The sequence below is a fragment of the Ruegeria sp. CDSC052 genome, assembly GCF_059610685.1.
Genome location: NZ_JBXWOB010000005.1, coordinates 81,668 through 106,033, shown reverse-complemented (window position 1 = coordinate 106,033; position 24,366 = coordinate 81,668). Strand labels below are relative to the sequence as shown.

22 protein-coding genes are annotated in these 24,366 nt (G+C 57.4%); 14 read left to right on the top strand and 8 right to left on the bottom strand.

Annotation, left to right across the window (positions count from 1 at the left end; all coding sequences use genetic code 11):
- Window positions 1-115 precede the first annotated feature (115 nt).
- A complete protein-coding gene (locus AC2FIM_RS10770) occupies window positions 116-2,005 on the top strand; it encodes a PhoX family protein (protein ID WP_271949332.1) in 1,890 nt (629 codons plus the stop codon).
- Between the two features lie 47 nt (window positions 2,006-2,052).
- Here AC2FIM_RS10770 and AC2FIM_RS10765 read toward each other — a convergent pair whose 3' ends face one another.
- Both AC2FIM_RS10765 and AC2FIM_RS10760 read right to left on the bottom strand, forming a co-directional pair.
- A complete protein-coding gene (locus AC2FIM_RS10765; RefSeq protein WP_271949329.1) occupies window positions 2,053-2,619 on the bottom strand; it encodes a tetratricopeptide repeat protein in 567 nt (188 codons plus the stop codon).
- A 30-nt stretch (window positions 2,620-2,649) separates the two neighbouring features.
- Window positions 2,650-3,132: an Lrp/AsnC family transcriptional regulator gene (locus tag AC2FIM_RS10760; protein WP_271949327.1), complete on the bottom strand. Its 483-nt coding sequence runs from the start codon at window positions 3,130-3,132 to the stop codon at window positions 2,650-2,652.
- Between the two features lie 108 nt (window positions 3,133-3,240).
- On the opposite strand from AC2FIM_RS10760, the gene putA reads away from it, so the two are divergent.
- Window positions 3,241-6,642 carry a bifunctional proline dehydrogenase/L-glutamate gamma-semialdehyde dehydrogenase PutA gene (gene putA / locus AC2FIM_RS10755; protein ID WP_496677683.1) on the top strand — a complete coding sequence of 1,134 codons (3,402 nt, stop codon included), beginning with the start codon at window positions 3,241-3,243 and terminating at the stop codon, window positions 6,640-6,642.
- Between the two features lie 42 nt (window positions 6,643-6,684).
- Window positions 6,685-7,428 carry a rhomboid family intramembrane serine protease gene (locus tag AC2FIM_RS10750; protein WP_281972692.1) on the top strand — a complete coding sequence of 248 codons (744 nt, stop codon included), beginning with the start codon at window positions 6,685-6,687 and terminating at the stop codon, window positions 7,426-7,428.
- On the opposite strand, the gene AC2FIM_RS10745 is transcribed toward AC2FIM_RS10750, so the two are convergent.
- Window positions 7,393-8,235 carry an IclR family transcriptional regulator gene (locus AC2FIM_RS10745; RefSeq protein WP_281972691.1) on the bottom strand — a complete coding sequence of 281 codons (843 nt, stop codon included), beginning with the start codon at window positions 8,233-8,235 and terminating at the stop codon, window positions 7,393-7,395. The two genes, AC2FIM_RS10750 and AC2FIM_RS10745, sit on opposite strands and share 36 nt — an antisense overlap.
- A gap of 189 nt (window positions 8,236-8,424) precedes the next feature.
- On the opposite strand from AC2FIM_RS10745, the gene bhcA reads away from it, so the two are divergent.
- Genes bhcA through bhcD form a run of 4 tightly spaced genes read left to right on the top strand, consistent with a single transcriptional unit; the run spans window position 8,425 to window position 12,767 of the window.
- The gene (gene bhcA / locus AC2FIM_RS10740) at window positions 8,425-9,615 is read left to right on the top strand and encodes an L-aspartate--glyoxylate aminotransferase BhcA (protein WP_496677681.1); all 1,191 of its coding nucleotides are present in this window, start codon (window positions 8,425-8,427) and stop codon (window positions 9,613-9,615) included.
- A gap of 11 nt (window positions 9,616-9,626) precedes the next feature.
- Entirely contained in the window at window positions 9,627-10,598 is a 972-nt protein-coding gene (bhcB, locus tag AC2FIM_RS10735) for a beta-hydroxyaspartate dehydratase BhcB (protein ID WP_496694737.1), read from the top strand.
- Window positions 10,599-10,609: 11 nt separating this feature from the next.
- On the top strand, window positions 10,610-11,773 hold the full coding sequence (gene bhcC, locus AC2FIM_RS10730; RefSeq protein WP_496677677.1) for a 3-hydroxy-D-aspartate aldolase BhcC: 1,164 nt from the start codon (window positions 10,610-10,612) through the stop codon (window positions 11,771-11,773).
- 13 nt (window positions 11,774-11,786) lie between these two features.
- Window positions 11,787-12,767, top strand: a complete 981-nt coding sequence (bhcD, locus tag AC2FIM_RS10725) for an iminosuccinate reductase BhcD (RefSeq protein WP_496677675.1) — start codon at window positions 11,787-11,789, stop codon at window positions 12,765-12,767.
- Between the two features lie 54 nt (window positions 12,768-12,821).
- On the opposite strand, the gene AC2FIM_RS10720 is transcribed toward bhcD, so the two are convergent.
- Together AC2FIM_RS10720 and AC2FIM_RS10715 are read right to left on the bottom strand one after the other, a co-directional pair.
- Complete coding sequence (locus tag AC2FIM_RS10720; RefSeq protein WP_142636646.1) at window positions 12,822-13,607, bottom strand: inositol monophosphatase family protein; 786 nt, start codon at window positions 13,605-13,607, stop codon at window positions 12,822-12,824.
- A gap of 96 nt (window positions 13,608-13,703) precedes the next feature.
- Window positions 13,704-14,609, bottom strand: coding sequence for a LysR family transcriptional regulator (locus AC2FIM_RS10715; RefSeq protein WP_142636644.1), 906 nt, complete (start codon window positions 14,607-14,609; stop codon window positions 13,704-13,706).
- A 93-nt stretch (window positions 14,610-14,702) separates the two neighbouring features.
- On the opposite strand from AC2FIM_RS10715, the gene metF reads away from it, so the two are divergent.
- Both metF and AC2FIM_RS10705 read left to right on the top strand, forming a co-directional pair.
- Window positions 14,703-15,569 (top strand): methylenetetrahydrofolate reductase [NAD(P)H], encoded by an 867-nt coding sequence (gene metF / locus AC2FIM_RS10710; protein ID WP_271949306.1) that lies wholly within the window; start codon window positions 14,703-14,705, stop codon window positions 15,567-15,569.
- A gap of 213 nt (window positions 15,570-15,782) precedes the next feature.
- Window positions 15,783-16,445 (top strand): J domain-containing protein, encoded by a 663-nt coding sequence (locus AC2FIM_RS10705; protein WP_142636640.1) that lies wholly within the window; start codon window positions 15,783-15,785, stop codon window positions 16,443-16,445.
- Window positions 16,446-16,498: 53 nt separating this feature from the next.
- On the opposite strand, the gene AC2FIM_RS10700 is transcribed toward AC2FIM_RS10705, so the two are convergent.
- The gene (locus tag AC2FIM_RS10700) at window positions 16,499-17,017 is read right to left on the bottom strand and encodes a YHS domain-containing (seleno)protein (protein WP_142636638.1); all 519 of its coding nucleotides are present in this window, start codon (window positions 17,015-17,017) and stop codon (window positions 16,499-16,501) included.
- Window positions 17,018-17,263: 246 nt separating this feature from the next.
- Between AC2FIM_RS10700 and yghU the strand changes: the two genes are divergently transcribed.
- Complete coding sequence (yghU, locus tag AC2FIM_RS10695; protein WP_271949300.1) at window positions 17,264-18,142, top strand: glutathione-dependent disulfide-bond oxidoreductase; 879 nt, start codon at window positions 17,264-17,266, stop codon at window positions 18,140-18,142.
- 45 nt (window positions 18,143-18,187) lie between these two features.
- On the opposite strand, the gene AC2FIM_RS10690 is transcribed toward yghU, so the two are convergent.
- Both AC2FIM_RS10690 and AC2FIM_RS10685 read right to left on the bottom strand, forming a co-directional pair.
- Window positions 18,188-18,976 carry an SseB family protein gene (locus AC2FIM_RS10690; RefSeq protein ID WP_271949298.1) on the bottom strand — a complete coding sequence of 263 codons (789 nt, stop codon included), beginning with the start codon at window positions 18,974-18,976 and terminating at the stop codon, window positions 18,188-18,190.
- On the bottom strand, window positions 18,969-19,556 hold the full coding sequence (locus AC2FIM_RS10685; protein WP_271949296.1) for a uracil-DNA glycosylase family protein: 588 nt from the start codon (window positions 19,554-19,556) through the stop codon (window positions 18,969-18,971). The genes AC2FIM_RS10690 and AC2FIM_RS10685 overlap by 8 nt, the downstream gene beginning before the upstream one ends.
- A 228-nt stretch (window positions 19,557-19,784) precedes the next feature.
- Between AC2FIM_RS10685 and AC2FIM_RS10680 the strand changes: the two genes are divergently transcribed.
- The 4 genes from AC2FIM_RS10680 to AC2FIM_RS10665 are packed head-to-tail and all read left to right on the top strand — an operon-like array spanning window position 19,785 to window position 24,346.
- Window positions 19,785-20,444, top strand: a complete 660-nt coding sequence (locus AC2FIM_RS10680) for an ABC transporter ATP-binding protein (RefSeq protein ID WP_142636630.1) — start codon at window positions 19,785-19,787, stop codon at window positions 20,442-20,444.
- Window positions 20,422-21,996: a KpsE/RkpR family capsule polysaccharide export protein gene (locus tag AC2FIM_RS10675; RefSeq protein WP_496708123.1), complete on the top strand. Its 1,575-nt coding sequence runs from the start codon at window positions 20,422-20,424 to the stop codon at window positions 21,994-21,996. The genes AC2FIM_RS10680 and AC2FIM_RS10675 overlap by 23 nt, the downstream gene beginning before the upstream one ends.
- Before the next feature lie 5 nt (window positions 21,997-22,001).
- Window positions 22,002-22,835: a 3-deoxy-8-phosphooctulonate synthase gene (gene kdsA / locus AC2FIM_RS10670; RefSeq protein ID WP_142636626.1), complete on the top strand. Its 834-nt coding sequence runs from the start codon at window positions 22,002-22,004 to the stop codon at window positions 22,833-22,835.
- A gap of 14 nt (window positions 22,836-22,849) precedes the next feature.
- Window positions 22,850-24,346: a phosphomannomutase/phosphoglucomutase gene (locus AC2FIM_RS10665; RefSeq protein WP_271949287.1), complete on the top strand. Its 1,497-nt coding sequence runs from the start codon at window positions 22,850-22,852 to the stop codon at window positions 24,344-24,346.
- The last annotated feature ends 20 nt before the right edge of the window (window positions 24,347-24,366 follow it).

Here is a 24,366-nt window from a genome sequence, read left to right as displayed (position 1 = left end):
GTTTATCTGTTTCCTGAGTATCCCGGCACCATTGTTAATGGTGCTGTTATTACCCTGTCACAAATGCCCCCTAAATCCGTTTCATCGACTTTTCACAGACAGCCAGGAGCAATCCATGAAAGACGTTGACCCTACCACACTTTCCGCCGACGATTGGGACGAGCTGCATTTCCCCCGCCCCGAAGAAAACGACTTTGACCGCGTTGTCGAAAGCGCAATTTCCCGCCGTGGATTTCTGGCGGGTGTCGTGGCCTTTGGCTCTGGCGCGGCTGCGATGGGTACTGGCCTACTTGGTTCGACCTCGGCGCAGGCACAGGCAGCATCCCGGTTCGCCTTCACCCCGATTCCCGCACAAACTGATGGCACCGTCCATGTGCCTGAAGGGTTTGAGTGGAAAATCTTGATGCGCTGGGGCGATCCGCTGTTTTCGGATGCCGATGGCTATGACATCGCCGAGGGAGGTCCGGTCGAGAGCTCGGACCGAATATTTGGCGAGAATACAGACGGGATGCATACATTCACGTTCCAGGGCCACCAGCTGATCGCGATCAATCACGAATATCCCAACGGCAAGATCAACCTGCCCGCTGCGCAGGAAGGTGTTCCGGCCAGTGCTGACGACGTGCGCAAACTGCAGAACCTGCAGGGTGTGACCGTGATGGAAATCACCGAAGGCCGCGAAGGTTGGTCCGTGGTCAAGGACAGCCCGTTCAACCGGCGCATCCACCACAACACTGAGATGAACATCGTCGGCCCCGCTGCCGGCCACGACCTGCTGAAGACCGAGGCCGACCCGACCGGCACAACCTCGCTGGGCACCATGAACAACTGTGGTGCAGGCAAGACGCCCTGGGGCACGTATCTGACCTGCGAAGAGAACTTTAACGGCTATTTCGGGTCCAGCGACGAAAACGCCAGCTACGATCAAAAGGTCGCGGACGGCTTCAAGCGCTATGGCGTCAAAGCCGAAAGCTGGAATGGCTACGAACTGTTCGATCCGCGGTTCGACACCTCCAAAAACCCAAACGAGCCGCACCGAGTGGGATGGATCGTTGAAATCGACCCGACCAAACCGGACAGCACCCCGGTCAAACACACCGGTCTTGGCCGTTTCAAGCATGAGAATGCCGAGGTGACTCTGGCCGCTGATGGCCGCGTGGTTGTCTATATGGGTGATGATGAGCGGGGCGAGTATCTGTACAAATTCGTCTCGAACGGCACCTATCAGCCCGGCGGCGAAACCCAGAATCTGTTGAACGACGGCACGCTTTATGTGGCGAAATTCGATGACGACATGACAGGCACCTGGCTGCCGCTGACGCCGGATGCAACCGGCATGGATGCGGCGGATATTGCGATCTTCACCCGATTGGCGGCATCCAAGGCGGGTGGCACGACCATGGATCGCCCTGAATGGGTGGCGTCCAGCCCGGTAGCGGTCGAAGCCTATTGCTGCCTAACCAACAACAAGAACCGCGGCGTGAAACCAAATGCCGGGGGTGATGATACGTCGACCAACGGCCCCAACCCGCGTGAGGCCAACAAATATGGCCAGATTGTCCGCTGGAAACCCGCCGATGACGATCACGCAGCCGACGCGTTCGTCTGGGATCTCTATGTCATGGCGGGAAATCCGACGGTGCACTCTGACGCCCGCGCCGGGTCGGCCAATGTGAACGAGGGCAACCTGTTCAACTCACCCGACGGAATGACCATTGACTCGACTGGTCTGGTCTGGATCCAGACCGACGGCAACGACGACAACGAAGAAGACTTTGCAGGCCACGGCAACAACCAGATGCTGGTCGGCGATCCGGTCACTGGCGAAATCGCCCGTTTCATGACCGGTCCGAAAGGATGTGAGGTCACGGGGCTGGCTTGGTCCAGCGATCTGCGCACCATGTTTGTCGGCATTCAGCATCCCGGCAGCGAATGGCCGGATGGTGGCACGCCGCGCTCATCGGTGATCACGATCAAGCGCACCGATAACGGGCTGGTCGGTTAAGCTGTTCCAGATTGTCCCCGGTCATATGGGTCGGGGACGTCTTTTCCTCAGATATCCTTACCCGGCGGCTCCAACGGTCCGCCCGGAGCCATCAGGTGGCGCTCGGACAGCCAGGGGTTAAGCTCCAAGGCATGTGACAGTGCCGCACGGGCTTCATCGATCCGATGCAAGCCAAGCAGTGTCAGGGCGCGCCCGCTGATCGCCGCGACATGGTTCGGAGACAGCTCGATCGCCTTGTCCAGATCCGGCAGTGCAGATGCGAAATCCTGGCTAAGATAATATGCAAAGGCGCGCTGATTGTACCCCTCGGCATAGTGCGGGCAGTATTCGATGAGCTTGTCAAACTCCTCGATGGCGCCCCGAAGGTCCCAGCCACTGCGGCGGGTCATGCCCCGGTCCAGAACGGCCTGCGCAACAGCGTCGGGCGCATCGGTCCAGAACTCCCATAATTGATTGGAAAATGTCTGGGCTTCGGCCTCGTTTCCAACATCCTGAATTTGCGCGATTACGGCCGAGATGCTTTCGGTATGATCCGGCGAGGACGGGCATTCTTCAGACCAGGCGACACCCGGAGGGGCCGCCAACACTAGCAGAGGGAACACAAAACGCTTCATACGCGTATGGTGACGCGCTCGCGCAATTCGTCAACCCACCCTGTCCAAAGCGCCTGAAACAACGGTTTCCTTAACTGCCTCCATCGCCACAAAGGTCGAGGTATTCGCCACATGCGGAAGCGAGGATATCTTCTCAGCCAAAACGGCGCGGTATTCCGACATTGAACCAGTGCGGATTTTCAGCAGATAGTCGAAATTCGACGCGATCATATGGGCTTGCTCGATTTCGGGCACCTTGCGGACTGCGGTGTTAAACTCGGCCAGTGCCTTCTCTCTCGTGTCGGTCAGGCGCACCTCGACAAAAGCCACATGGTCCAGCCCCAGTCGGATCGGGTCCAGTAAGGCGCGATACCCGGTGATCACCCCGCTAGCCTCAAGTCGCTTTAGACGTGCCTGGGTTGGGGATTTCGACAGCCCGATCCGCCGCGCTAGGTCGGCAACTGATATGCGCCCATCCTCTGAGAGAATCGCCAAGATCGCTCGATCAAACCGATCCAAATCCGGAAAGCTCATTTGCACGGCATTATCCCCTAAAAACAGTCCATCCGACCAGATGAATTAAAAAATACGGCAATCGTCCTGAGAAATCGACATTATATTCAACAAAAGCCTGGAGGATTCATGTCACACAGCCTGAGCACCCATATCGACAGCCAAACCTACGCTGATCAAACCGCCGTTCTCGACAATCTTATCGATCATGCCGCGCTGTCTGAAACTGATCGCGCCCAAATCTGTGCGGCAGCCGCCCAGCTTGTGCGTGATATTCGATCCAGTACATCGCCGGGCATGATGGAGGTGTTTCTGGCCGAATATGGCCTGTCTACCGATGAGGGCGTGGCGCTGATGTGTCTGGCCGAAGCGCTGCTGCGCGTGCCGGATGCCGACACGATCGATGCTCTCATCGAAGACAAGATCGCGCCGTCCGACTGGGGCAAGCATCTTGGGCAATCCTCCTCGCCGCTGGTGAATGCCTCGACTTGGGCGCTGATGCTGACCGGTAAAGTCCTCGACGACGGCAAGCCCTCGCCTGTCAGTGCCCTGCGAGGTGCGATCAAAAGACTGGGTGAACCGGTTATCCGCACGGCCGTCGGGCGCGCAATGAAGGAAATGGGTCGTCAGTTCGTGCTGGGCGAGACCATCCAGTCGGCCATGGAACGTGCCAGCGGGATGGAGGCCAAGGGCTATACCTATTCCTACGATATGCTGGGTGAAGCCGCACGGACCGAGGCCGACGCGGCCCGATATCATTTGTCTTATTCCCGTGCCATCACCGCCATTGCAGAGGCCTGCACCCATGATGACATTCGCGCCAATCCAGGCATCTCGGTAAAGCTGTCAGCACTGCACCCCCGGTATGAGTTGGCCCAGGAACAGCGAGTGATGGCCGAGCTTGTCCCGCGCCTGCGCGCTCTGTGCCTTTTGGCCAAAGCCGCTGGCATGGGCCTGAACATCGACGCCGAAGAGGCCGACCGCCTGTCGCTGTCCCTGCAGGTCATCGAAGCGGTGATGGCCGAGCCTGCACTCGCAGGATGGGACGGGTTCGGAATTGTGGTTCAGGCCTATGGTCCGCGTGCTGGAATCGCTCTGGACGCGCTCTATGGAATGGCCGAGCGCTATGACCGCAAACTGATGGTGCGGCTGGTCAAAGGCGCCTATTGGGATACCGAAATCAAGCGCGCTCAGGTTGAAGGCGTAGAGGGTTTTCCGGTGTTTACCAGCAAGGCCGTGACCGATGTCTCCTATATTGCTAATGCGCGAAAATTGCTGGGCATGACCGACAGGATCTATCCGCAGTTTGCCACCCATAACGCCCATACGGTCAGTACAATTCTGCAAATGGCAACTGATCAGCCTTTCGAATTTCAGCGGCTGCACGGGATGGGAGAAACCCTGCACCATCTGGTTAAGAACGCAAACAACACACGCTGCCGCATATATGCGCCTGTCGGGGCCCATCGTGACTTGCTGGCCTACCTGGTGCGGCGACTGCTTGAGAATGGTGCAAACTCTTCATTCGTGAACCAAATCGTGGATGATACTGTTCCCCCAGAGGAGGTTGCGGCCGATCCGTTTCTCACTCTCCTCGAACCGGCGCGCGCCATTCCAACCGGACCCGAGCTGTTTCAACCCGAGCGGCCCAATTCGCAGGGGTTTGACCTGCGGCACATTCCCACTTTGGACCGGGTCAACGCCGCGCGGGACGCGTTTCGGACGCATCACTGGTATGCGCGCCCGTTGTTGTCCGGCGATGCGCGGCCCGATGACGATCAGCCCATCGTCAACCCCGCACAGTCGCGGGATCGCCCCGGTGCCGTTGCCCCGGCCAGCGCACAAGATGTCGAGCTTGCTTTGACTGCAGCCACCCCCTGGCAGGTAGTGGCAGATCAACGCTCGCAGGTTCTGAATGCCGCCGCCGACCTTTACGAGACCCATTTCGGTGAACTTTTCGCCCTGCTGGCCCGTGAGGCTGGTAAGTCCCTGCCCGATGCAGTCGCCGAACTGCGCGAGGCGGTAGATTTCCTGCGCTATTATGCGGCGAATATACCCGACGCAGAACCAGCGGGTGTGTTCACCTGTATCAGCCCGTGGAACTTTCCGCTGGCCATTTTCACCGGTCAATTATCCGCCGCTTTGGCCACTGGGAATGCGGTATTGGCAAAGCCCGCACCGCAGACACCATTGATCGCGCATCGCGCCGTTGAATTGCTGCACGAGGCCGGAGTGCCACGCAGCGCGCTACAGTTGCTGCCGGGCGGTCCATCGGTGGGCGCAGCCCTGACCTCGGACCCGAGGGTGTCGGGAGTGGCCTTTACCGGCTCGACCGGGACCGCCCTGAAAATCCGTACAGCCATGGCCGGAAACTTGCGACCGGGAACGCCTCTGATCGCGGAAACCGGTGGTCTGAATGCGATGATCGTGGACAGCACCGCCCTGCCCGAACAGGCGGTTCAGTCGATCATCGAAAGCGCATTCCAATCAGCGGGACAAAGGTGCTCGGCGTTGCGCTGTCTTTATGTCCAAGAAGACATTGCCGATGATCTTCTGACTATGCTGACAGGGGCCATGGACGCGCTGCTGGTTGGCGATCCCTGGTTGATTTCAACCGATTGCGGCCCCGTGATCGACGAAGATGCCCGCCTTGGAATCGCTGATCACATCGCATTGGCACGGTCCGAAGGGCGTGTCCTGAAAGAGATGTCCGTCCCTGGCGACGGCACGTTCATCGCCCCAACCCTTATCGAAATCCCCGGCATTGCCGAGTTGGAGCGCGAGGTGTTTGGCCCCGTCCTGCATGTAGTGCGGTTCAATTCCTCGGAGTTGGATCAGATCATCGCCGATATCAACACCACAGGATACGGGCTGACCTTTGGCCTGCACACACGGATCGACGACCGCGTTCAGCACATCACCGAAGCTGTTCATGCCGGAAACATCTACGTCAATCGCAACCAGATCGGCGCCATAGTTGGATCGCAACCCTTTGGCGGCGAGGGTCTGTCGGGGACCGGCCCAAAGGCGGGCGGGCCGAACTACCTGACCCGTTTCTGCGCCCCGGACCGGCAGGTCAGTCCCGAGCAATGGTCCACCGATATGACCGATCTACCATTGCCAGAAGGAAAATCTGCTGAGATCAAGGCGCGGTTGCTGCCCGGTCCGACGGGTGAATCGAACCGCCTGAGTGAATTCTCACGCGCACCGCTATTGTGTATGGGTCCCGGAGTTGAAGCCGCACAAGCGCAGGCCAACGCGGTCAAAGCACTGGGCGGGCGGGCTATCACTGCTATCGGCGCGTTAGACCTGCACCGGCTTGAAAACCTGACTGGCTTCTCGGGCGTTTTGTGGTGGGGCGACGACGCAACCGGTCAGGAAATCGAGCGTCATCTGTCCCGGCGTGCAGGCCCGATCATCCCTCTGATCCCCGGCCAGCCAGATCGCACCCGCGTTCTGGGAGAACGACATGTCTGTGTCGACACCACTGCTGCGGGTGGGAATGCCGCATTGCTGGGGGGTGCGGCCTAAACAGGCCTTGACGCTGGGCAGCCAACCGCCCAGCGTCGCACCATGTTTCCAATTCGTGACCATAACCCTTCGGGACGCACACCGTATGTCATCTATCTGTTGATGGCTGCAAATATCCTGATTTTCCTCAGCTATGCGGGAAGCATGGAGAACCAGCGGCTGATCACCCAGCTGTATACCGACTATGCGGTGGTGCCCGCCCGGATTACGGACGGCTATACGCTTGAGACCCTCGTGACCTCGATGTTCCTGCATGGCGGCTGGATGCATCTGGCAGGAAACATGCTGTTCCTGTGGATCTTCGGCGACAACCTCGAAGACGAGATGGGCCACCTGCCCTTTCTGCTGTTCTATCTTGCCGCCGGTATCGGGGCCGGTCTGATCCACGTCGTCACAGCGCCACAATCTCTGGTCCCTACGATTGGTGCGTCTGGCGCAATAGCTGGCGTCATGGGTGGCTATTTGTTGATGTTCCCCAAAGCGCGCGTGGACATCCTGCTTGTTCTGGTGATCTATTTCCGTGTCTTCTCGATCCCGGCGTTTGTCATGCTAGGCGTGTGGCTGGGTATGCAGTTCATTGGAAGCCTGTCCAGCAACCCCGACGAGGGCGGCGTCGCCTATTGGGCCCATACCGGGGGCTTCCTTGTTGGTTTGCTCTTGTGCATACCCCTTTGGTTGCGGCGCGGCGCGAGTGACTATTGGAACCGCACCCATGGGCATCCGCCCCATCCAGAGCACGAATACAAGCTGTCACAATCCCGCATCCCCCGCATCCCGCGCCGGTAAGCGCCCACCGCTGAGCAAGGTAACCTCTTGCGCGGCGGCTTGTACCAATCGGCCCAATTCCGGCGCGCGTTCAGTGCTGAACCGGGCGGTAGGGCCAGATACGGAAATGCCCGCACAGGGTTCCCCCCGGTCGTTGAAGATGGCCGCACCGATGCATGACATCCCCTCGTATCGTTCCTCCCGATCATGCGACCACCCGCGGGCCCGGGTCTGATCCAGATCGCTTTGCAGTGCATCGCCGGGCACCAGTGTTTGAGGCGTGAAGACCTTTGTGTCCAACGTGCCCAGCGCTTTGATCAATGCAGCCTCGTTCAACGCGGCCAAGATCGCCTTACCGGTGCCCGAGGCATACATCGGTGTCCGCGCGCCCGGAGGAAAAAAGGCCCGGATCGGATTGGCCGTTTCGACCTGCCCCACAAACACCACTTCGGCCCCGTCCGGAACGGCCAGATTCGCCGTTTCGCCGCTATCCTGCATCAGCCGGCGTAAAATGGGCCTTCCGATTTCGATAACACCATTACGGCGTAGAAAGGACGCTCCGGTGCGATAGGTCTCGATCCCGATCATCCATTCTTGACGCTCTTCATCAAAGGCGACGAAACCGTGCTTCTGCAGCGTCACCAGAATTCGGTGTGTTGTGGCCGTGGGCACATCAACTTCGCGCGCCAAATCGCTGAGTGCTGCGCGTTCCAGACTGGCTACTGTGGTCAAAACGCTAAGCGCCCGATCCAGCGATTGCATGGTCCCGGCCGAGCTTTCCTTGAACAGCGATTTTGGTCTGCCGCGTGGCCTTTTCTGCGTTTCCATCCCAGGCATTTCCTTTCAGCTGTCCAAAGTTTCTCGCGTCCGGATTTCTTGTACGTAAAAATGAAAAACGGAAAAGTATAATATATCAGTAGCTTAATATTTATCCTCAATAAATGAAAATATTTTTCAAGAAAATTGCGTAATGCAGCTTTTTCCCGGACACTTATCTCCAAAGCAGAGGAACAAGCCATGTCGAACCAAAACCCGGTTTTCATTCCCGGCCCGACCAACATACCTGATAGATTGCGCCTGGCCATGCAGGTCCAGACGCAGGATCATCGCGCGCCGGACTTTGTCCAGACATTTGCACCCGTACTGGAAGACACCAAGAAGGTCTTTGATACCGCTGCGGCCCAGATCGTTACCTTTCCCGCCAGCGGCACAGGTGGATGGGAGGCTGCAATCACCAACACGCTCAGCCCCGGTGATAAGGTCCTGATAGCGCGCTATGGCGTTTTCAGCCACCGCTGGATTGATCTGTGCACACGTCACGGGCTTGACGTTCAGGTCATCGACTGCCCTTGGGGCAGCGGCGCTCCCGCTGACCAATTTCAGACGGTTCTGACTGGGGACAAAGAGCATGAAATTCGCGCCGTTCTGGTCACTCATAATGAAACGGCGACAGGGGTGCTTTCGGATATCGGGGCTGTAAGGCGGGCGATGGATGCCGCCAATCACCCGGCGCTTTTGATGGTGGACTGCGTCAGCTCTTTGGCCTCTGTACCGTTCGAGTTCGACCGCTGGGGCGTCGACATCGCAGTTTCGGGATCGCAGAAGGGATTCATGCTGGCCACTGGCATGGCCATCCTTTGCGTCAGCCAGAAAGCGCTGGACGCGATGGAAACCGCAGAGCTGCACCGGACCTTTTTCGATTTCCGGGATATGATGGCGGCCAATGCGACCGGAGGGTTTCCCTACACACCACCTCTGCAACTGATCTACGGGCTGCGTGAAAGCCTGAAGATGCTGTTTGAAGAAGGCTTACCTAATGTTTACGCCCGTCATCATCGGCTTGCCGAGGGTGTCCGGCGCGCCGTCGATGCTTGGGGGCTGGAACTGGTTGCTCAATCGCCAGACCTTTACTCGGACACGGTCAGCGCAATCTACGTGCCCGAAGGGTTCGACAGCAACATTCTGACCGACCATGCCTTTAACACCTACGGGATGTCCTTTGGTGTTGGCCTGGGCCAGTTGCACGGCAAGGCGTTCCGTATCGGGCATCTGGGCAGTCTGACAGATGCGATGGTCCTGTCCGGACTCTGTACGATCGAGATGGCAATGGCCGATCTAAGCTATCCGATCACGTTGGGCTCTGGCGTCGCCGCAGCCCAGGAACACTTTCGCGCCACACCCGGCAACCGAACCGATGCCGCGGCGTAAGGAGAATGACAATGTTGGATCACCCCTCTGCCGCGGATCTGACGATCGAGGACATGCGTGTCGCGCATGATCGGATCAAACCGCATATCCGCCGAACTCCGGTCATGGTTTCGGACCACCTGAATGACCTGACCGGCGCGCAGCTGTTCTTCAAATGCGAAAATTTCCAAGAAGCCGGGGCCTTTAAGGTGCGTGGGGCCTGCAACGCTGTATTCGGCCTTGCAGACCATTTGATGCCCAAGGGTGTCTGCACGCATTCCAGCGGCAACCACGCCTTGTCTTTGTCTTATGCGGCCGGCCGCCGCGGTATTCCGTGCAACGTGGTCATGCCGCGCACAGCCCCGCAGGCCAAGAAGGATGCAGTTCGCCGATATGGCGGTACAATCACCGAATGTGACCCTTCGACAAGCTCGCGCGAAGCAACATTTGCCGAGGTTCAGGCCCGAACCGGTGGCGAATTTGTTCACCCCTATAACGACCCGCGTGTGATTACCGGTCAGGCCACCTGCTCCGCCGAACTGCTGGAACAGACTGGTGGTATGGACGCCGTTATCGCGCCCATCGGCGGTGGCGGCATGATTTCAGGCACCTGTCTGACGGTTTCGAACCTTGCGCCCGAGACCGCAATTTATGCAGCGGAACCGGAACAGGCGGATGACGCTTACCGGTCCTTCAAGGCCGGTCATATCATCGCAGATGACGCCCCCAAGACAGTCGCGGATGGGCTGCTGGTGCCCCTGAAAGAAAACACCTGGCATTTCGTATCCAACCACGTGACCGATATTTTTACCGCCTCGGAAGAGGAAATCATCGAAGCGATGAAACTGACCTGGAAGCACCTGCGCGTGGTGATGGAGCCGTCTTCGGCGGTTCCTCTGGCAACCATTTTGAAGAACCCAGAGGTTTTCCGAGGCAAGCGCATTGGCGTCATCGTGACCGGTGGCAATGTAGACTTGGACAAACTGCCCTGGCTGAAAGGGTAAGGAGAAACAACATGAACAAGACCGTAAATTTTGAAGACCTCGAGGTCGGCTTCGACATCCCTGCCGCGATCGGCATGGACGAAAGCGAGATACAGACGCCTTGCCTGATCCTTGATCTGGACGCGCTAGAGAGCAACATCCGAAAGATGGGCGATTTCGCAAAGGCCCATGGGATGCGCCATCGTGTTCATGGCAAGATGCACAAATCGGTCGATGTGGCCAAGCTGCAGGAACGGTTGGGCGGTTCGGTCGGCGTCTGCTGTCAGAAAGTGTCGGAAGCCGAGGTATTTGCCCGTGGCGGCATTACGGACATCCTTGTATCCAACCAGGTGCGCGACCCGGCCAAGCTTGACCGACTGGCACGGCTGCCCAATTTCGGCGCACGTATCATTGTCTGCGTGGACGATATCGACAATATCTCCGACCTTTCGGCTGCCGCTTCGCGTCACGGTACAGAACTGGAAGTGTTCATCGAGATCGACTGCGGCGCAGGGCGCTGTGGTGTAACCACGACACCGGCGGTCATCGAGATTGCCAAAGCTGTGCAAGCAGCGCCAAATCTGAAATTCACCGGCATTCAGGCCTATCAGGGTGCGATGCAACATCTCGATACCTATGAGGCCCGTAAAGAGAAGCTGGATGTTGCCATTGCCATGGTCGAAGACGCTGTCGCCGGGTTGAAAGCAGAAGGGATCGAGTGCGAACTGGTTTCGGGCGGAGGCACCGGTTCCTATTACTTCGAAAGTAACTCGGGCGTTTACAACGAATTGCAATGCGGCTCTTACGCCTTCATGGACGCGGATTATGGGCGGATTCTGGATCAGAACGGCCAGCGGATTGATCAGGGAGAATGGGAAAATGCGCTGTTCATCCTGACCAGCATCATGAGCCATGCCAAAGCAGACAAGGCCATCTGCGACGCCGGCCTCAAGGCGCAATCGGTCGATAGCGGCCTGCCCTTTGTGTTTGGGCGTGATGATGTCGAATACCTCAAGTGCTCGGACGAGCATGGGGTTATCGGGGATCCAGACGGCGTACTGAAGGTCAATGACAAGCTGAGGTTGGTGCCGGGCCACTGTGACCCCACCTGCAATGTCCATGATTGGTATGTGGGCGTACGGGGCGGCAAAGTCGAAGCCCTGTGGCCGGTCTCGGCCCGCGGGAAAGCCTATTGAGATGAGGGATGTTATGAAAAGCGACGGCCTGCTGATTGTAGGCGAAGATCTGTGCGAGAAACTGGTAGGACGCCAGCAGGCCTTTGACGCTGTACAGGCTGTGTTCGGTGCGATGGCTAAAGGTGGCGCGTGGAACTTTCCCGTTATCCGCGAGGCTTTGGGCCATGCCGACGCTCTCTATGGGTTCAAATCGGGATTTGACCGCGACGGTCAGGTGCTGGGCCTCAAATCCGGTGGATACTGGCCGGGCAATGCGGCGAAGGGCCTGACCAACCACCAATCCACGGTGTTTCTGTTCGACCCCGATACCGGGCGATTGTCCGCGCTTGTCGGGGGCAATTACCTGACAGCGGTGCGCACAGCGGCCTCTTCGGCGGTTTCGATCGCGCATCTGGCGCGGCAAGACGCAAGAGTACTTGGTATGGTCGGGGCCGGACATCAGTCAACTTTCCAGCTGCGGGCGGCGGCGGAACAGCGCGACTTCGAAAAGGTCATTGCCTGGAACCCGCATCCCGACATGCTGCCCCGCCTTGCAGCTGTGGCCACTGAGGTTGGGTTGGAATTCGAGGCCGTCAGCCAACAGGAGCTTGGCGCACAGGCGGATGTGATCATCACCATCACCTCGGCTTTTGAGCCGCTCTTGATGAAAGACTGGATCAAGCCCGGCACGCATCTGGCTTGCATGGGCACCGACACCAAAGGCAAACAGGAGGTTGACGCGGATCTCGTCGCTGCGGCGACTGTCTTTACCGACGAGGTCGCCCAGTCCGTGACAATCGGCGAGGCCCAACATGCCATCAGCCTTGGCTCCTTGACCGAGGATGCTATCGCGCCCATCGGCGCCGTCATCAATGGTGACCACCCCGGTCGGACAAGCGACGATCAGATCACTCTGTTTGATGGAACCGGGGTCGGGTTGCAGGATCTTGCAGTCGCCTCAGTCGCTGCACGATTGGCTGAAGAGGCGGATCTAGCCCAGCGCGCGACCCTCTGAAACGAAAAAGCGCGCCTCAATCGGGCGCGCTTGCTTGACCTGTCTGTTGCTGGCTCAGCCCCGGATGACCTTGGAAAACTGATCAAAGATGGGCTCGTTGGAACAGATGACCTCGCCGTCCTCCAGCACGTTACCTTCCGGGTTCAAAGCCTGCACAAAGCCACCGGCCTCTTTCACGATGATGATCCCGGCGGCAACATCCCAGGCATTCAGACGGCGTTCCCAAAAGCCTTCATACCGGCCAGCAGCAACATAAGCCATGTCCAGCGCTGCCGCGCCCCACCGACGTACACCGGCGCAGACTGGCATCAGACGTGCCAGATCCTGCAGGGTCGCTGGCAAGTCAGACCGTCCGCCAAAAGGCAGCCCGGTCGAAAAGATCGACTCGATCATGCGGTGACGACCCGAAACGCGGATACGGGTGTCGTTCATCCATGCGCCTTCGCCATTTTCTGCAAAGAACATCTCGTCCTTGGCGGCGTCATAGATCACACCGGCAACAATTTTGCCTTTATGTTCCAACGCGATCGAGATCGCCCAGTGCGGTAGGCCGTGCAGAAAATTCGTGGTGCCATCCAGCGGATCCACAATCCAGCGGCGGGTGGGATCTTCGCCGGCAATCTCGCCGCCCTCTTCGGCCAGCCAGCCATAGGTCGGGCGCGCGCCAAGCAGTTCCTCTTTCAGGATCGCCTCGGCTGCAATGTCTGCCTTGGACACAAAATCCCCGGCGCCTTTCATCGACACCTGAAGGTTCTCGACTTCACGAAAATCCTTGACCAGTGAACGCCCCGCTTTGCGCGCGGCTTTGATCATGATGTTGAGGTTTGCACTGCCAACCATTGTCCAAAGGCTCCTGTCCGGTCAAACCGCGCGTATACTGGGGCAATGCGCCCTTGCCAAGAGGAATGATACGCATAGCAGACCCGCGTTTTGTGCCTATTGCTCCTGCAGCTTGCGCGCCTCGGTTTTGGCCAGCTTGATCAGCTCTTGCACAAAGGGTTTCTCAAGGTCCTCGGTGCGCACTGCAGCATAAAGGCGACGGGTAATGCCCGCCTTAGTCAGCGGGCGGGTAACATAGTCGGAATTATACTTCACCTCACGCACGACCCAGTCCGGCAGCACAGATATCCCCCGGTTCGATGCGACCAGCAACAGGATCACTGCGGTCAGCTCAACCTGTCGGATCGCGGCCGGTTCGACCCGCGCGGGGATCAGCAACTGGCTGAACACATCCAGCCGTGTGCGTTCGACCGGGTAGGTGATCAGGGTCTGGCCGCGAAAATCTTCGGCCTCAATGAACTCTTTCTGGGCAAGCGGGTGTGTCGAAGCCGCGACAAACACCGCGTCATAGTCAAAGAGTTCGATGAATTCGACACCGGGCAGATCTTCTGGGTCCGAGGAAACAACCAGATCGACCTCTTCTTTTTGCAAAGCCGGCAAGGCATCAAAGGCTAGGCCGGGGCGGATATCGACATCCACATCGCCCCAGGATTTACGAAAGGATTCCAGCACCGGGAACAGCCACTCAAAACAGGCGTGGCATTCAATGGCGATATGCATACGGCCCGTGCGCCCGTCGCGCAAAGAAGAGAACTCCTGCTGTGTCGCCTCGACCTGCGGCAGGATCTGCTCGGCCAGGCGTAACAGCCGCAAACCGGCCGCCGAAAGTTTCATCGGTTTGGACCGGCGCAAGAACAATTCGACCCCGGCCTGATCCTCTAGGCCTTTGATTTGATGGCTCAACGCGGATTGAGTGATGTTCAGTTGATCTGCGGCACGGGCAAGCCCGCCACATTCATGGATCGCCTTGATCGTACGCAGGTGGCGGAATTCGATATGCATTGCGTGGAACTCATGTTGTTCTTGAATAATATGAGTTTGTCTCACAATGCGTTAGCTGGCACAAGGGTCAGAGATTTCACCCGTGAGGCCGAGATGACAAGACCAGAAGTTTCATTTGAATTTTTCCCGCCACAGACGCTTGAGGCTTCATTCCGCCTTTGGGATACGGTGCAAACTCTGGCACCGCTTGAACCGCGCTTTGTTTCTGTCACCTATGGCGCGGGGGGCACCACGCGCGAGCTGACGCGCGATGCGGTGGCCACATTGCACAAGTCCTCTGGCCTGCCTGTTGCTGCACATCTGACTTGTGTGGATGCGTCACGTCAGGAAACACTGGAAATCGCAGATACCTTTGCTCGGGCGGGCGTGGAGAACATCGTCGCCTTGCGCGGTGATCCGCCCAAGGGTCAGGATCGGTTCGCGCCGCACCCGGAAGGGTTCGCGGACTCGGTCGAATTGATCGAAGCACTGGCAGAAACCGAGATGTTCAGTATCCGTGTTGGCGCCTATCCGGACAAACACCCGGAAGCACAGGATTTTGCCGCCGATATCGACTGGCTAAAGGCCAAGCTGGACGCTGGGGCCGACGAAGCCCTGACTCAGTTCTTCTTTGAGGCCGAGACATTTTTCCGTTTCCGCGATGCCTGTGAAAAGGCAGGGATCGACAAGCCCATCGTTCCGGGCATCCTGCCGATCGAAAACTGGAAAGGGGCGCGCAACTTTGCCCGCAGATGCGGGACACATATTCCGGATTGGATCGAGAATGCCTTTGAGAAGGCCATTCGTGACGACCGCGAAGACCTGCTGGCCACCGCATTGTGCACAGAACTTTGTTCAGACCTGATCGAGGGCGGAGTGGACAAGCTCCACTTTTACACCTTGAACCGGCCGGAACTGACCCGGGATGTGTGCTTTGCCCTTGGAGTCACACCAAAGGCCGAGCTTCAGAACGTCGCTTGATATCCGCTTGTTTCAGACTGTGCACCCGAGGCGAAAACCCCGGGTGTTTTTGCGGAATAAGTTGGGATTACCCTGCCTGACTGGGCCACTTGAACAATCCAACTGAAGCCTTAATCATTGTCGCGATAAACCGTTCAATTCTGTTACAAATTTGACTTTAGCAACCGCCCATTCATTGTGGGGCCGTATAGTTTGTTTATGAGTGAATTTAGTATGGAACCTTTTGACAAGGTTAGTGCCCGCGCCAATGCCTTCGGCACACTTGGTCTGGCTCAAAGCGCCAGTTCAGATGACATTCGAGAAGCCTGGCGCAACATCGCATTCGAAGCCCACCCCGACAAGAATGGCGGAGACGGTGCGGCCTTGGCCAACGCCAAGGCGGCCTATGATTTGCTGCGCAGCGAGGGGCTGGCTGGGAAAGGTCTGGCGGGCTCGGCGGCGGGGAAACCACGCCGCCCCCGATTGCGCAAACGCGTTATTCAGCTGGAAACCCAAGATATTGATGCCTGTCGTGCAATGCTGAATACGGCGCTGCCCCACTTGCAGGACACCCCGGTGGACAGTCAAGATGCGGATCGCCTGCAAGATGCTGACCACATTCCGGACGCTGTCGGCTTGCATGGCCGCAACCTGACTTATTTCATTTCCGCACCTGTCTGCGAAGGTGCTAACCGCGTCGCATTGCCGACGAGTGTTCTCGCTGGCTCCAAGCGCGTCAAGACAGAGATTCTGAGCTTTCAGTCCAAAGATGCGGGCACTGGCGAAGTTGTCGTACCCGTTGCGCTTGCGACCAAGAAATTTCCGGGCGCCCGCAGCGTGCGGATCAGATTCAACGCCGACCAGCAAACGCAGGATGAGTACTGGTTGGCCGGATGACAAACAAAAAGCCCGGCAAATCAATGCCGGGCTTTGCATCCGTTGCAGAACTCTCAGTTTGCGACCGGGCCTTCGGAGGTAAACTTCGGGATCACGCTGCTGGAGGCCCCGTCGGCCTCGATGCCCGGCCAGTTTCCTTCAGCCAGATTGATATTGCCGGGAATATCTTCTTCAAAGAACCCGACAACCACATCGGTAATGTTCAGATACAGCTTGTCATCAACAATCCGCCACAAGTTCGGGTTCGCAGGCACCTTGCCACCGCGTGACACGCCATAGGCGCAGTGACCGTCATATTGCGGCGCATAATAAGCAGGGTTTTCCAGGAACTTGTCCCGGTTCTCTTCGGTCGAGAATGCCCAGGTAACGCCGTTGTATTCGGCCGTAATATCTGACCTTCCGCGAACGGCTTCGGGCTGTGATTGACCGACAGCAACCTGATCCAGACTGCGATAGGCAACCACGTCATATCCCGACACCGCATAGCCGGTGCCGTCCACATACTGATCACCTGCAAGGGCAGGCATGGCAAATGCCAAGGTCGCAGCTAAGGTCCAGGCAAATCGTTTCATAAGGGCGGTCCTTTTTTATTGGATGGGTGATCGGCCCGGAATACGGGGCTGTGCAGAGAATAGGTGATTCCTCGATCGAACGCAGTCCCGCTCGCGTCGCTGTGACATCGAATGAGAAAACGTGAAGTCTTTTGCACTGAATGTTACAAAATCTTCCCAACGGGCAGGGTTGGACTTTGCCCTTTGCAATATTAGCTGTTGAAGCGAACGGATAATTCACCCGAACTTTGCTGAGAAAGGCAAGAAATGAGCGAGCAATCGACCTATACGCCCCCGATGGTCTGGACATGGGATAGCCAAAACGGCGGACAATTCGCTAATATCAACCGCCCGATTGCGGGGGCAACTCATGACAAGGATTTGCCTGCTGGGCGCCATCCTCTGCAGCTCTATTCGCTTGCTACTCCGAACGGGGTAAAAGTAACCGTCATGCTGGAAGAGCTTCTGGCGCTAGGCCATGAAGAGGCCGAGTATAACGCCTGGCTGATCAACATCGGCGAGGGAGATCAGTTTAGTTCGGGCTTTGTAGAGGCCAACCCGAACTCTAAGATCCCTGCCCTGTGGGATCGGTCCGGTGAAAAACCTGTGCGCGTGTTCGAAAGTGCCTCGATTCTGTTTCACCTGGCTGAAAGGTTCAACGCTTTCCTACCCGAATCCGGGCCCGAACGGACAGAGGTGATGAACTGGGTTTTCTGGCAAATGGGCAGTGCACCATATCTGGGTGGCGGGTTTGGCCATTTCTACGCCTATGCGCCCGAGAAATGGGAATATCCCATCAACCGCTTTGCCATGGAAACCAAGCGGCAGCTGGATGTTCTGGATCGGGAGCTGTCCGAGAAAACCTATATCGCAGGCGAGGATTACTCTATCGCCGATATCGCGATCTGGCCCTGGTACGGACAACTGGTTCTTGGGCGCCTGTACAGCGCAGCCGAGTTCCTGGACGTCGAATCCTACAAGAACGTCATGCGCTGGGCCAAGGAGATTGACGCCCGTCCCGCCGTGAAACGCGGTCGCATGGTCAATCGTGCCTTCGGCGAAAAGCATACACAGCTTCACGAACGCCACGAGGCCGGCGACTTTGAAACGCGTACACAGGACAAGCTGGAGCCGGCAGCCGAGTAAACAAACCGGGCTTCGCGGATCAATCTGCGAAGCCCCATTCCGCCATTACTTAAGCAAAGGCGGTTTGTCCCGATCGCGCCCAGGAGCGATATGCGCATTCACACGCGCCTCAGGCTGCGGCAGATCGTACCGCAAACCCACCCGCGCCAAAGACGCTGCGGCCGTGTCACTTGATTTGAAAAAACCTACGTCCATTGCCCCAGCTTCGACCCCGGAAAAGGTAAGCGCTTCGGACGCGGCCTTAGCCAGAGCTGTCTCTGCCCCTTCGACGGCATCGACAAAACCCAGCAAATGCCCGAACCTACCTTCAGCCGTTTTGGTGCTGACAAGATAGGCGGCTTGCGCCAACCCAATGGCCGTAGCCAGCTTGGCGTCCAAAGCTGTCAGCAGTTCGTCGGGCAACCCCGATGGAGCCAGGAACTCGGACAGGTGCTGTTGCACCTCTTCGGGACCATGCTGCAAAGTTTCCATCAACCAGCCCAATGCCTCGGGCGGGATCAACATCGAGGACGGGGCAACCTCGAGGTTCAACCCCAGCCCGATCCCCTGCCCCGACAACATAGACGATAAAACCCGCCCCGACAGCGCAACATAGGGCACCGGGCGGTCTGCGAAGCGGGCCAGCCGGTCTTCGCGATCGAATGCCAGCACAAAACGCCCGTCTGCCACGTCGAACAATTCGGGCGAAATATTCTCGTTCTTTGCCTCTTCCGTCAGCATCAGGAACAGCTCACTGTCAGCCAGCCGCTCAAAGAAACGCAGACGGGCCGCATCATCCTGCGGAGCGGCCTCAGCCGCGGCATGGGCGGCGTCCAGAGCCGAAATCTCAGTCATTCAGAACCTCTTGCACCCGTGCACGCAAAACCGGCAACAGATCGGCTTCGAACCACGGATTTTTCTTCATCCATGCCGTATTCCGCCAGGACGGATGAGGCAAGGCAAAGATCCGCGGCGCATAGTCCCGCCAGTTGCGGACGGTTTCGGTGACTGACCCACGTGACTTCAGGTGATATCTATGGGCGTGCCCCCCGACAAGAATGGTCAACGGCACAGGCCCAAGATCCGCCATGACCCGATCATGCCAAGTCTGACCGCATACTGGCGGAGGAGGCAAATCTGCCTTGCGCGCATCATAGCCGGGAAAGCAAAACGCCATTGGAACGATCGAGACACGTGAACGGTCATAAAACAGCTCCTCATCAACACCCAACCACGCCCGAAGCCGATCACCGGAAGGGTCGGTAAAAGGGCGACCCGACGCATGCACTCGTGCCCCCGGAGCCTGACCACAGACTAAAATGGGCGTGTCTTTGCGGAACCAGACAATGGGTCTTGGTTCATGCGCGGTTTCAGTTGCCGCAAATCGGTCAGCACAAATACGGCAGGCCTCTATTTCTTTTTCGAGTGGGTTCATGAGATCGCAATCAGTGCCGCATCAGATGGTTGGTGTTCTGAAAGCAAGATAGGTAACACACATCCAGACGCCAACAGATGCAAAAGTCACATTACCAAAAACGACCCCCGGAACGCATTGATCATTTGTTTCATAATTCGACATAATGTGGCCTATATGGCGCCGTAGAGGTACCGTTCTTTCGCCGATCCGAACGGCGCAACAACAAGATAAACCCGCAGGCCTTGGATGCTTGAGTTTGAAAATGTCAGCAAGTCCTTTTGGACCGGGACGCGCCGAAAGGTGATTCTGGACAGAGTGTCTTTTCGCGTCGAACTTGGCACATCCATCGGTATTCTGGCCCCGAACGGTACCGGGAAAACCACCCTGATCAACATGATGGCCGGACTAGAGAAACCCGACGAAGGGGTCATTCGCAAATCCTGCCGCGTCTCTTTTCCGATGGGATTTACCGGCGGAGTTTCAAACAAGCTGTCGGCTCTGGAGAACTCGCGCTATATCGCCAAGATCTATGGTATGGACCCGGACTATGTCGAGGCATATTGCAGTTGGCTGTGTGGCCTGGGTGAATATTTCAATCAACCGCTGGCGACCTATTCATCCGGTATGCGGTCGCGGTTCACATTCGCGTTGATGCTGGCTCTGGATTTCGACATGTACCTCATCGACGAAGGGATGCCGGCCACAACGGATGTTGAATTCAACAAAAAGGCAGGCGACATTCTGCAGGAACGGCTGCGCACGACAACACTGGTCATCGTCTCTCACAACCCGGCCCTGCTTGAAAAATTCGCGCGTCAGGCGGCGGTATTAGTGGATGGTCAGCTTCACTTGTTCGAAACCTTGGAAGAGGCAAAGCAGTTATATGACTACCAAACCCAGGGCTGATAAATACAACTGGCGCCGCAAACGGCGGTCTGCGGGAAATGCCGAAACGCGCGAAGACGCGATCTCGCGTATTCGCCAGGCCACAAAGGCGCCCGGCCCAGAAAATGAACCGCCAGTAGGGACCGAGATCGACGCTATCAAACGCGAAGGACTGACCGGCCGCCAACTGCGGATGGCACGTCGTCTTGCCCAGAAAAACGGTCTTGCGGCGACTTCGGACTATGATGCAGTTCGGTTGTTGCGCAAAAAGGGAATTGATCCGTTTGAACGCTCCAGTCTGCTGAACCTTGCCTCGGAAAAGAAAACTTCGGACGAGCAGACGAATGATCGCATCACGATCCACCTGCCCCAGACCGTGAAAGATGCACCAGAGAACTTGCCCGGACCCGAGATGAGCCCGGCTGAGCGGCGTGAACGTGAAATCGGACAGATTCAGAGGGACATCGCCCGCCGCCGCCGTCGCAAACTGTTCGCTCTGTTTGCGCGGCTTGCGGTCTTTGTCCTGCTACCTACCTTTGTCGTGGGTCTCTATTTCTATCGGATCGCGACCCCAATGTACGCCAGCAACTCTGCCTTTCTTATCCTTCAGGCGGACGGGGGCGCGGGCTCTATCGGAGGGCTTCTGGCAGGGACCCAATTTGCGACCACGCAGGATTCGGTTGCCACCCAGGAGTTTCTGGAATCGAAAGATGCGCTTGAACTTTTGGACACAGAGGCCGGTTTCGCCGATGTGTTCAAACAGGACTGGATCGACCCCATTCAGCGATTGTCCCCAGACGCCAGTCTCGAAGAGGCTTACAAGCTGTACAAACGCATGATCACGGTCGGATATGACCCGACCGATGGCCTGATCCGGATGGAGGTGGCGACACCTGACCCCCAGACTTCGGCCGCGTTTTCACGAGAACTGATTTCCTATGCCGAGCAACGGGTAAACGCGCTGACCGAAAAGAAACGCGAAGACCAGATGAAAGATGCCCGGGAAGGGTTTGTAAGCGCTCAGGAAGAACGCAAGAAAGCTCAGGAAGACCTGATCGAGCTTCAGCTGCAAGGCGCAATCCTTGACCCTGAAAGCGTCATTGCCGGGTTGCGGGGCCGCATAAACGAAATCGAGACGCTTATTCAGGACAAAGAACTGCAGCTTGCAGCCTTGTTGGACAATCGCCGCCCAAACAAAGCCAAGGTGGATGGCGCACAGGCCGACATCGCACGGCTTACGGTTGTGCTGGAGGAATTGAACGCCGAAATGCTGGATGTCTCTGCCGGCGAGAATTCGCTGGCCAGGCTGAGTGTTCGGATTCAGATGGCACAGGCCGATCTGGCCGCTCGGGATATGATCCTGCAATCAGCTATGCAGCATATGGAGACAACCAGGACCGAAGCCAATCGTCAGGTTCGGTATCTGACGGTTTCCGTCAATCCTGTTCCCAGTCAGGAACCCAGCTATCCGCGCAAGTTCGAAAATACGATTTTGGCTTTCCTGTTGTTTGCTGGTATCTACCTGATGATCTCGCTTACCGCGTCGGTCCTTCGTGAACAGGTATCCTCGTAAGACACATGAAACATGTAAAAATCTCCGATCTCACGGTCGGCAATGATCTTCCGCTGACGATCATCGCCGGTCCCTGCCAACTGGAAACTGCCGATCATGCCCAAATGATCGCAGGAAAAATGAAAGAGGCCTGCGACGCCGCCGGGGCGCAGTACGTCTTTAAAGCCTCGTACGACAAGGCGAACCGAACTTCGCTGTCGGGTGCGCGAGGTATGGGAATAGACACAGGGCTCAAGGTTCTGGATGACATCCGCAAAACCTTGGGTATTCCAGTGCTGACTGACGTACATACCGAAGCCCAGTGCGCGATTGCGGCCGAGGCTGTGGACGTGCTGCAAATCCCTGCCTTTCTATGCCGACAAACAGATATGCTGCTCGCAGCTGGCGAAACCGGCAAGGCGGTTAATGTCAAAAAAGGACAGTTTTTGGCCCCATGGGAGATGGGCAACATCGTGAGCAAGGTCGAAAGCACTGGGAACACAAACATCCTACTGACAGAACGCGGAACTTCGTTTGGATATAATACGTTGGTCGCTGACATGCGCGGCCTGCCGCAGATGGCCAAAACGGGATACCCGGTCGTAATGGATGCCACACACTCGGTACAGCAGCCTGGCGGCAAAGGTGGTTCAACTGGTGGGCAGCGAGAATTCGCGCCTGTGATGGCCCGCGCTGCGGTTTCGCTTGGCATCGGTGCGGTTTTTATCGAAACCCATCAGGACCCTGATACTGCACCTTCCGACGGTCCTAATATGATCCCATTGGACCAGATGCCGCAGCTCATCGATACATTGATGCGTTTTGATGCGTTGGCCAAGGCCAACCCTATCCAGATCTGAACAAGAGTATTCCCATGACCAAACCCAACCCCGAGGTGACTCCGAACACCTGGAGCTTTCTGCGCGACGCAATGATCAAGCCAACCGGCTTTCGCGAATATGATGCCCGCTGGAAATATCCAGAAGAGATCAACCTGCCGGGCATGACCGCACTGGGGTTGGGTCTGGGCACACAGATGCGCAAGCGTGGGATTGAACCCGTGATTGCTGTAGCCAATGATTATCGTGATTATTCTCTGGCCATTAAAAATGCCCTGATCCTGGGCCTGATGCAGGCGGGAATTCAGGTAAAGGATATCGGTCCGGCGCTTAGCCCGATGGCCTATTTCGCTCAGTTCCATCTGGACGTTCCAGCGGTGGCCATGGTCACGGCCAGCCACAATCCAAATGGCTGGACCGGGGTCAAGATGGGGTTTGAACGTCCCCTGACCCATGGCCCGGACGAGATGTCGGAACTGCGAGACATTGTTCTGAATGGCGAAGGGCAGACCCACCCTGGCGGGTCCTACGAATTCGTTGATGGCGTGAAAGAGGCCTATATCGACGATCTGGTCGGCGATTTCAGAATATCCCGACCTCTCAAAGTGGTCTGTGCCACAGGGAACGGCACAGCATCCGCCTTTGCCCCGGAAATCTTTGAACGCATGGGGGTCGAAGTCGTGCCCAGCCATAACCAGCTGGACTATACCTTCCCGCATTACAACCCGAACCCAGAAGCGATGGAAATGCTGCACGACATGTCCGATACCGTGAAAGCCAGCGGTGCCGACATGGCGCTGGGGTTCGATGGTGACGGTGACCGCTGTGGCGTTGTGGATGACGAGGGGGAGGAGATTTTTGCTGATAAGGTCGGCGTGATCATGGCCCGCGATCTGGCCAAGATTTACCCCAATGCCACCTTTGTCGCCGACGTGAAATCAACCGGCCTTTTTGCCAGCGACCCCGAGTTGAAGGCCCGCGGGGTCAAGGCAGATTATTGGAAAACCGGCCACAGCCACATGAAGCGGCGAGTCAAAGAGATCAACGCGCTGGCTGGGTTCGAAAAGTCGGGGCATTACTTTTTGGCCGAACCGATTGGCCGTGGCTATGATTGCGGCATGCGCGTCGCGGTTGAGATCTGTAAACTGATGGACCGCAACCCGGACCAAAGCATGTCCGACCTGCGAAAGGCACTACCGAAAACATGGTCGACACCGACCATGTCCCCCTATGCAGCGGATATCGAAAAATACGACATACTCGACCGTTTGGTCGCAAAGCTGGTCGCCAAATCCGAGGCCGGAGAGACGCTAGCAGGTCGCCCGATCAAAGAAGTGGTCACTGTCAACGGTGCCCGAGTCATTCTGGACAATGGCAGCTGGGGGTTGGTCCGCGCCTCGTCGAATACGCCCAATCTGGTGGTCGTCTGCGAAAGCAGCGAAAGCGAAGAAGAGATGCGTGCCATTTTTGCGGATATCGACGCGGTTATCCGAACCGAACCGGGTGTCGGAGATTACGACCAGACCATCTGAGCGTTGGTGTCGGGGCGCTG

Bases quoted from the DNA above. Each gene is read 5' to 3' on its own strand.
- AC2FIM_RS10675 (WP_496708123.1), top strand. From the start codon at position 20,422: ATGACTACCAAACCCAGGGCTGATAAATACAACTGGCGCCGCAAACGG.
- bhcB (WP_496694737.1), top strand. From the start codon at position 9,627: ATGTTGGATCACCCCTCTGCCGCGGATCTGACGATCGAGGACATGCGT.
- bhcC (WP_496677677.1), top strand. From the start codon at position 10,610: ATGAACAAGACCGTAAATTTTGAAGACCTCGAGGTCGGCTTCGACATC.
- AC2FIM_RS10690 (WP_271949298.1), bottom strand. From the start codon at position 18,976: ATGACTGAGATTTCGGCTCTGGACGCCGCCCATGCCGCGGCTGAGGCC.
- bhcA (WP_496677681.1), top strand. From the start codon at position 8,425: ATGTCGAACCAAAACCCGGTTTTCATTCCCGGCCCGACCAACATACCT.
- AC2FIM_RS10760 (WP_271949327.1), bottom strand. From the start codon at position 3,132: ATGAGCTTTCCGGATTTGGATCGGTTTGATCGAGCGATCTTGGCGATT.
- AC2FIM_RS10770 (WP_271949332.1), top strand. From the start codon at position 116: ATGAAAGACGTTGACCCTACCACACTTTCCGCCGACGATTGGGACGAG.
- kdsA (WP_142636626.1), top strand. From the start codon at position 22,002: ATGAAACATGTAAAAATCTCCGATCTCACGGTCGGCAATGATCTTCCG.
- AC2FIM_RS10745 (WP_281972691.1), bottom strand. From the start codon at position 8,235: ATGGAAACGCAGAAAAGGCCACGCGGCAGACCAAAATCGCTGTTCAAG.
- AC2FIM_RS10715 (WP_142636644.1), bottom strand. From the start codon at position 14,609: ATGCATATCGAATTCCGCCACCTGCGTACGATCAAGGCGATCCATGAA.
- AC2FIM_RS10705 (WP_142636640.1), top strand. From the start codon at position 15,783: ATGGAACCTTTTGACAAGGTTAGTGCCCGCGCCAATGCCTTCGGCACA.
- AC2FIM_RS10765 (WP_271949329.1), bottom strand. From the start codon at position 2,619: ATGAAGCGTTTTGTGTTCCCTCTGCTAGTGTTGGCGGCCCCTCCGGGT.
- AC2FIM_RS10720 (WP_142636646.1), bottom strand. From the start codon at position 13,607: ATGGTTGGCAGTGCAAACCTCAACATCATGATCAAAGCCGCGCGCAAA.
- AC2FIM_RS10665 (WP_271949287.1), top strand. From the start codon at position 22,850: ATGACCAAACCCAACCCCGAGGTGACTCCGAACACCTGGAGCTTTCTG.
- bhcD (WP_496677675.1), top strand. From the start codon at position 11,787: ATGAAAAGCGACGGCCTGCTGATTGTAGGCGAAGATCTGTGCGAGAAA.
- metF (WP_271949306.1), top strand. From the start codon at position 14,703: ATGACAAGACCAGAAGTTTCATTTGAATTTTTCCCGCCACAGACGCTT.
- AC2FIM_RS10685 (WP_271949296.1), bottom strand. From the start codon at position 19,556: ATGAACCCACTCGAAAAAGAAATAGAGGCCTGCCGTATTTGTGCTGAC.
- AC2FIM_RS10700 (WP_142636638.1), bottom strand. From the start codon at position 17,017: ATGAAACGATTTGCCTGGACCTTAGCTGCGACCTTGGCATTTGCCATG.
- putA (WP_496677683.1), top strand. From the start codon at position 3,241: ATGTCACACAGCCTGAGCACCCATATCGACAGCCAAACCTACGCTGAT.
- AC2FIM_RS10750 (WP_281972692.1), top strand. From the start codon at position 6,685: ATGTTTCCAATTCGTGACCATAACCCTTCGGGACGCACACCGTATGTC.
- yghU (WP_271949300.1), top strand. From the start codon at position 17,264: ATGAGCGAGCAATCGACCTATACGCCCCCGATGGTCTGGACATGGGAT.
- AC2FIM_RS10680 (WP_142636630.1), top strand. From the start codon at position 19,785: ATGCTTGAGTTTGAAAATGTCAGCAAGTCCTTTTGGACCGGGACGCGC.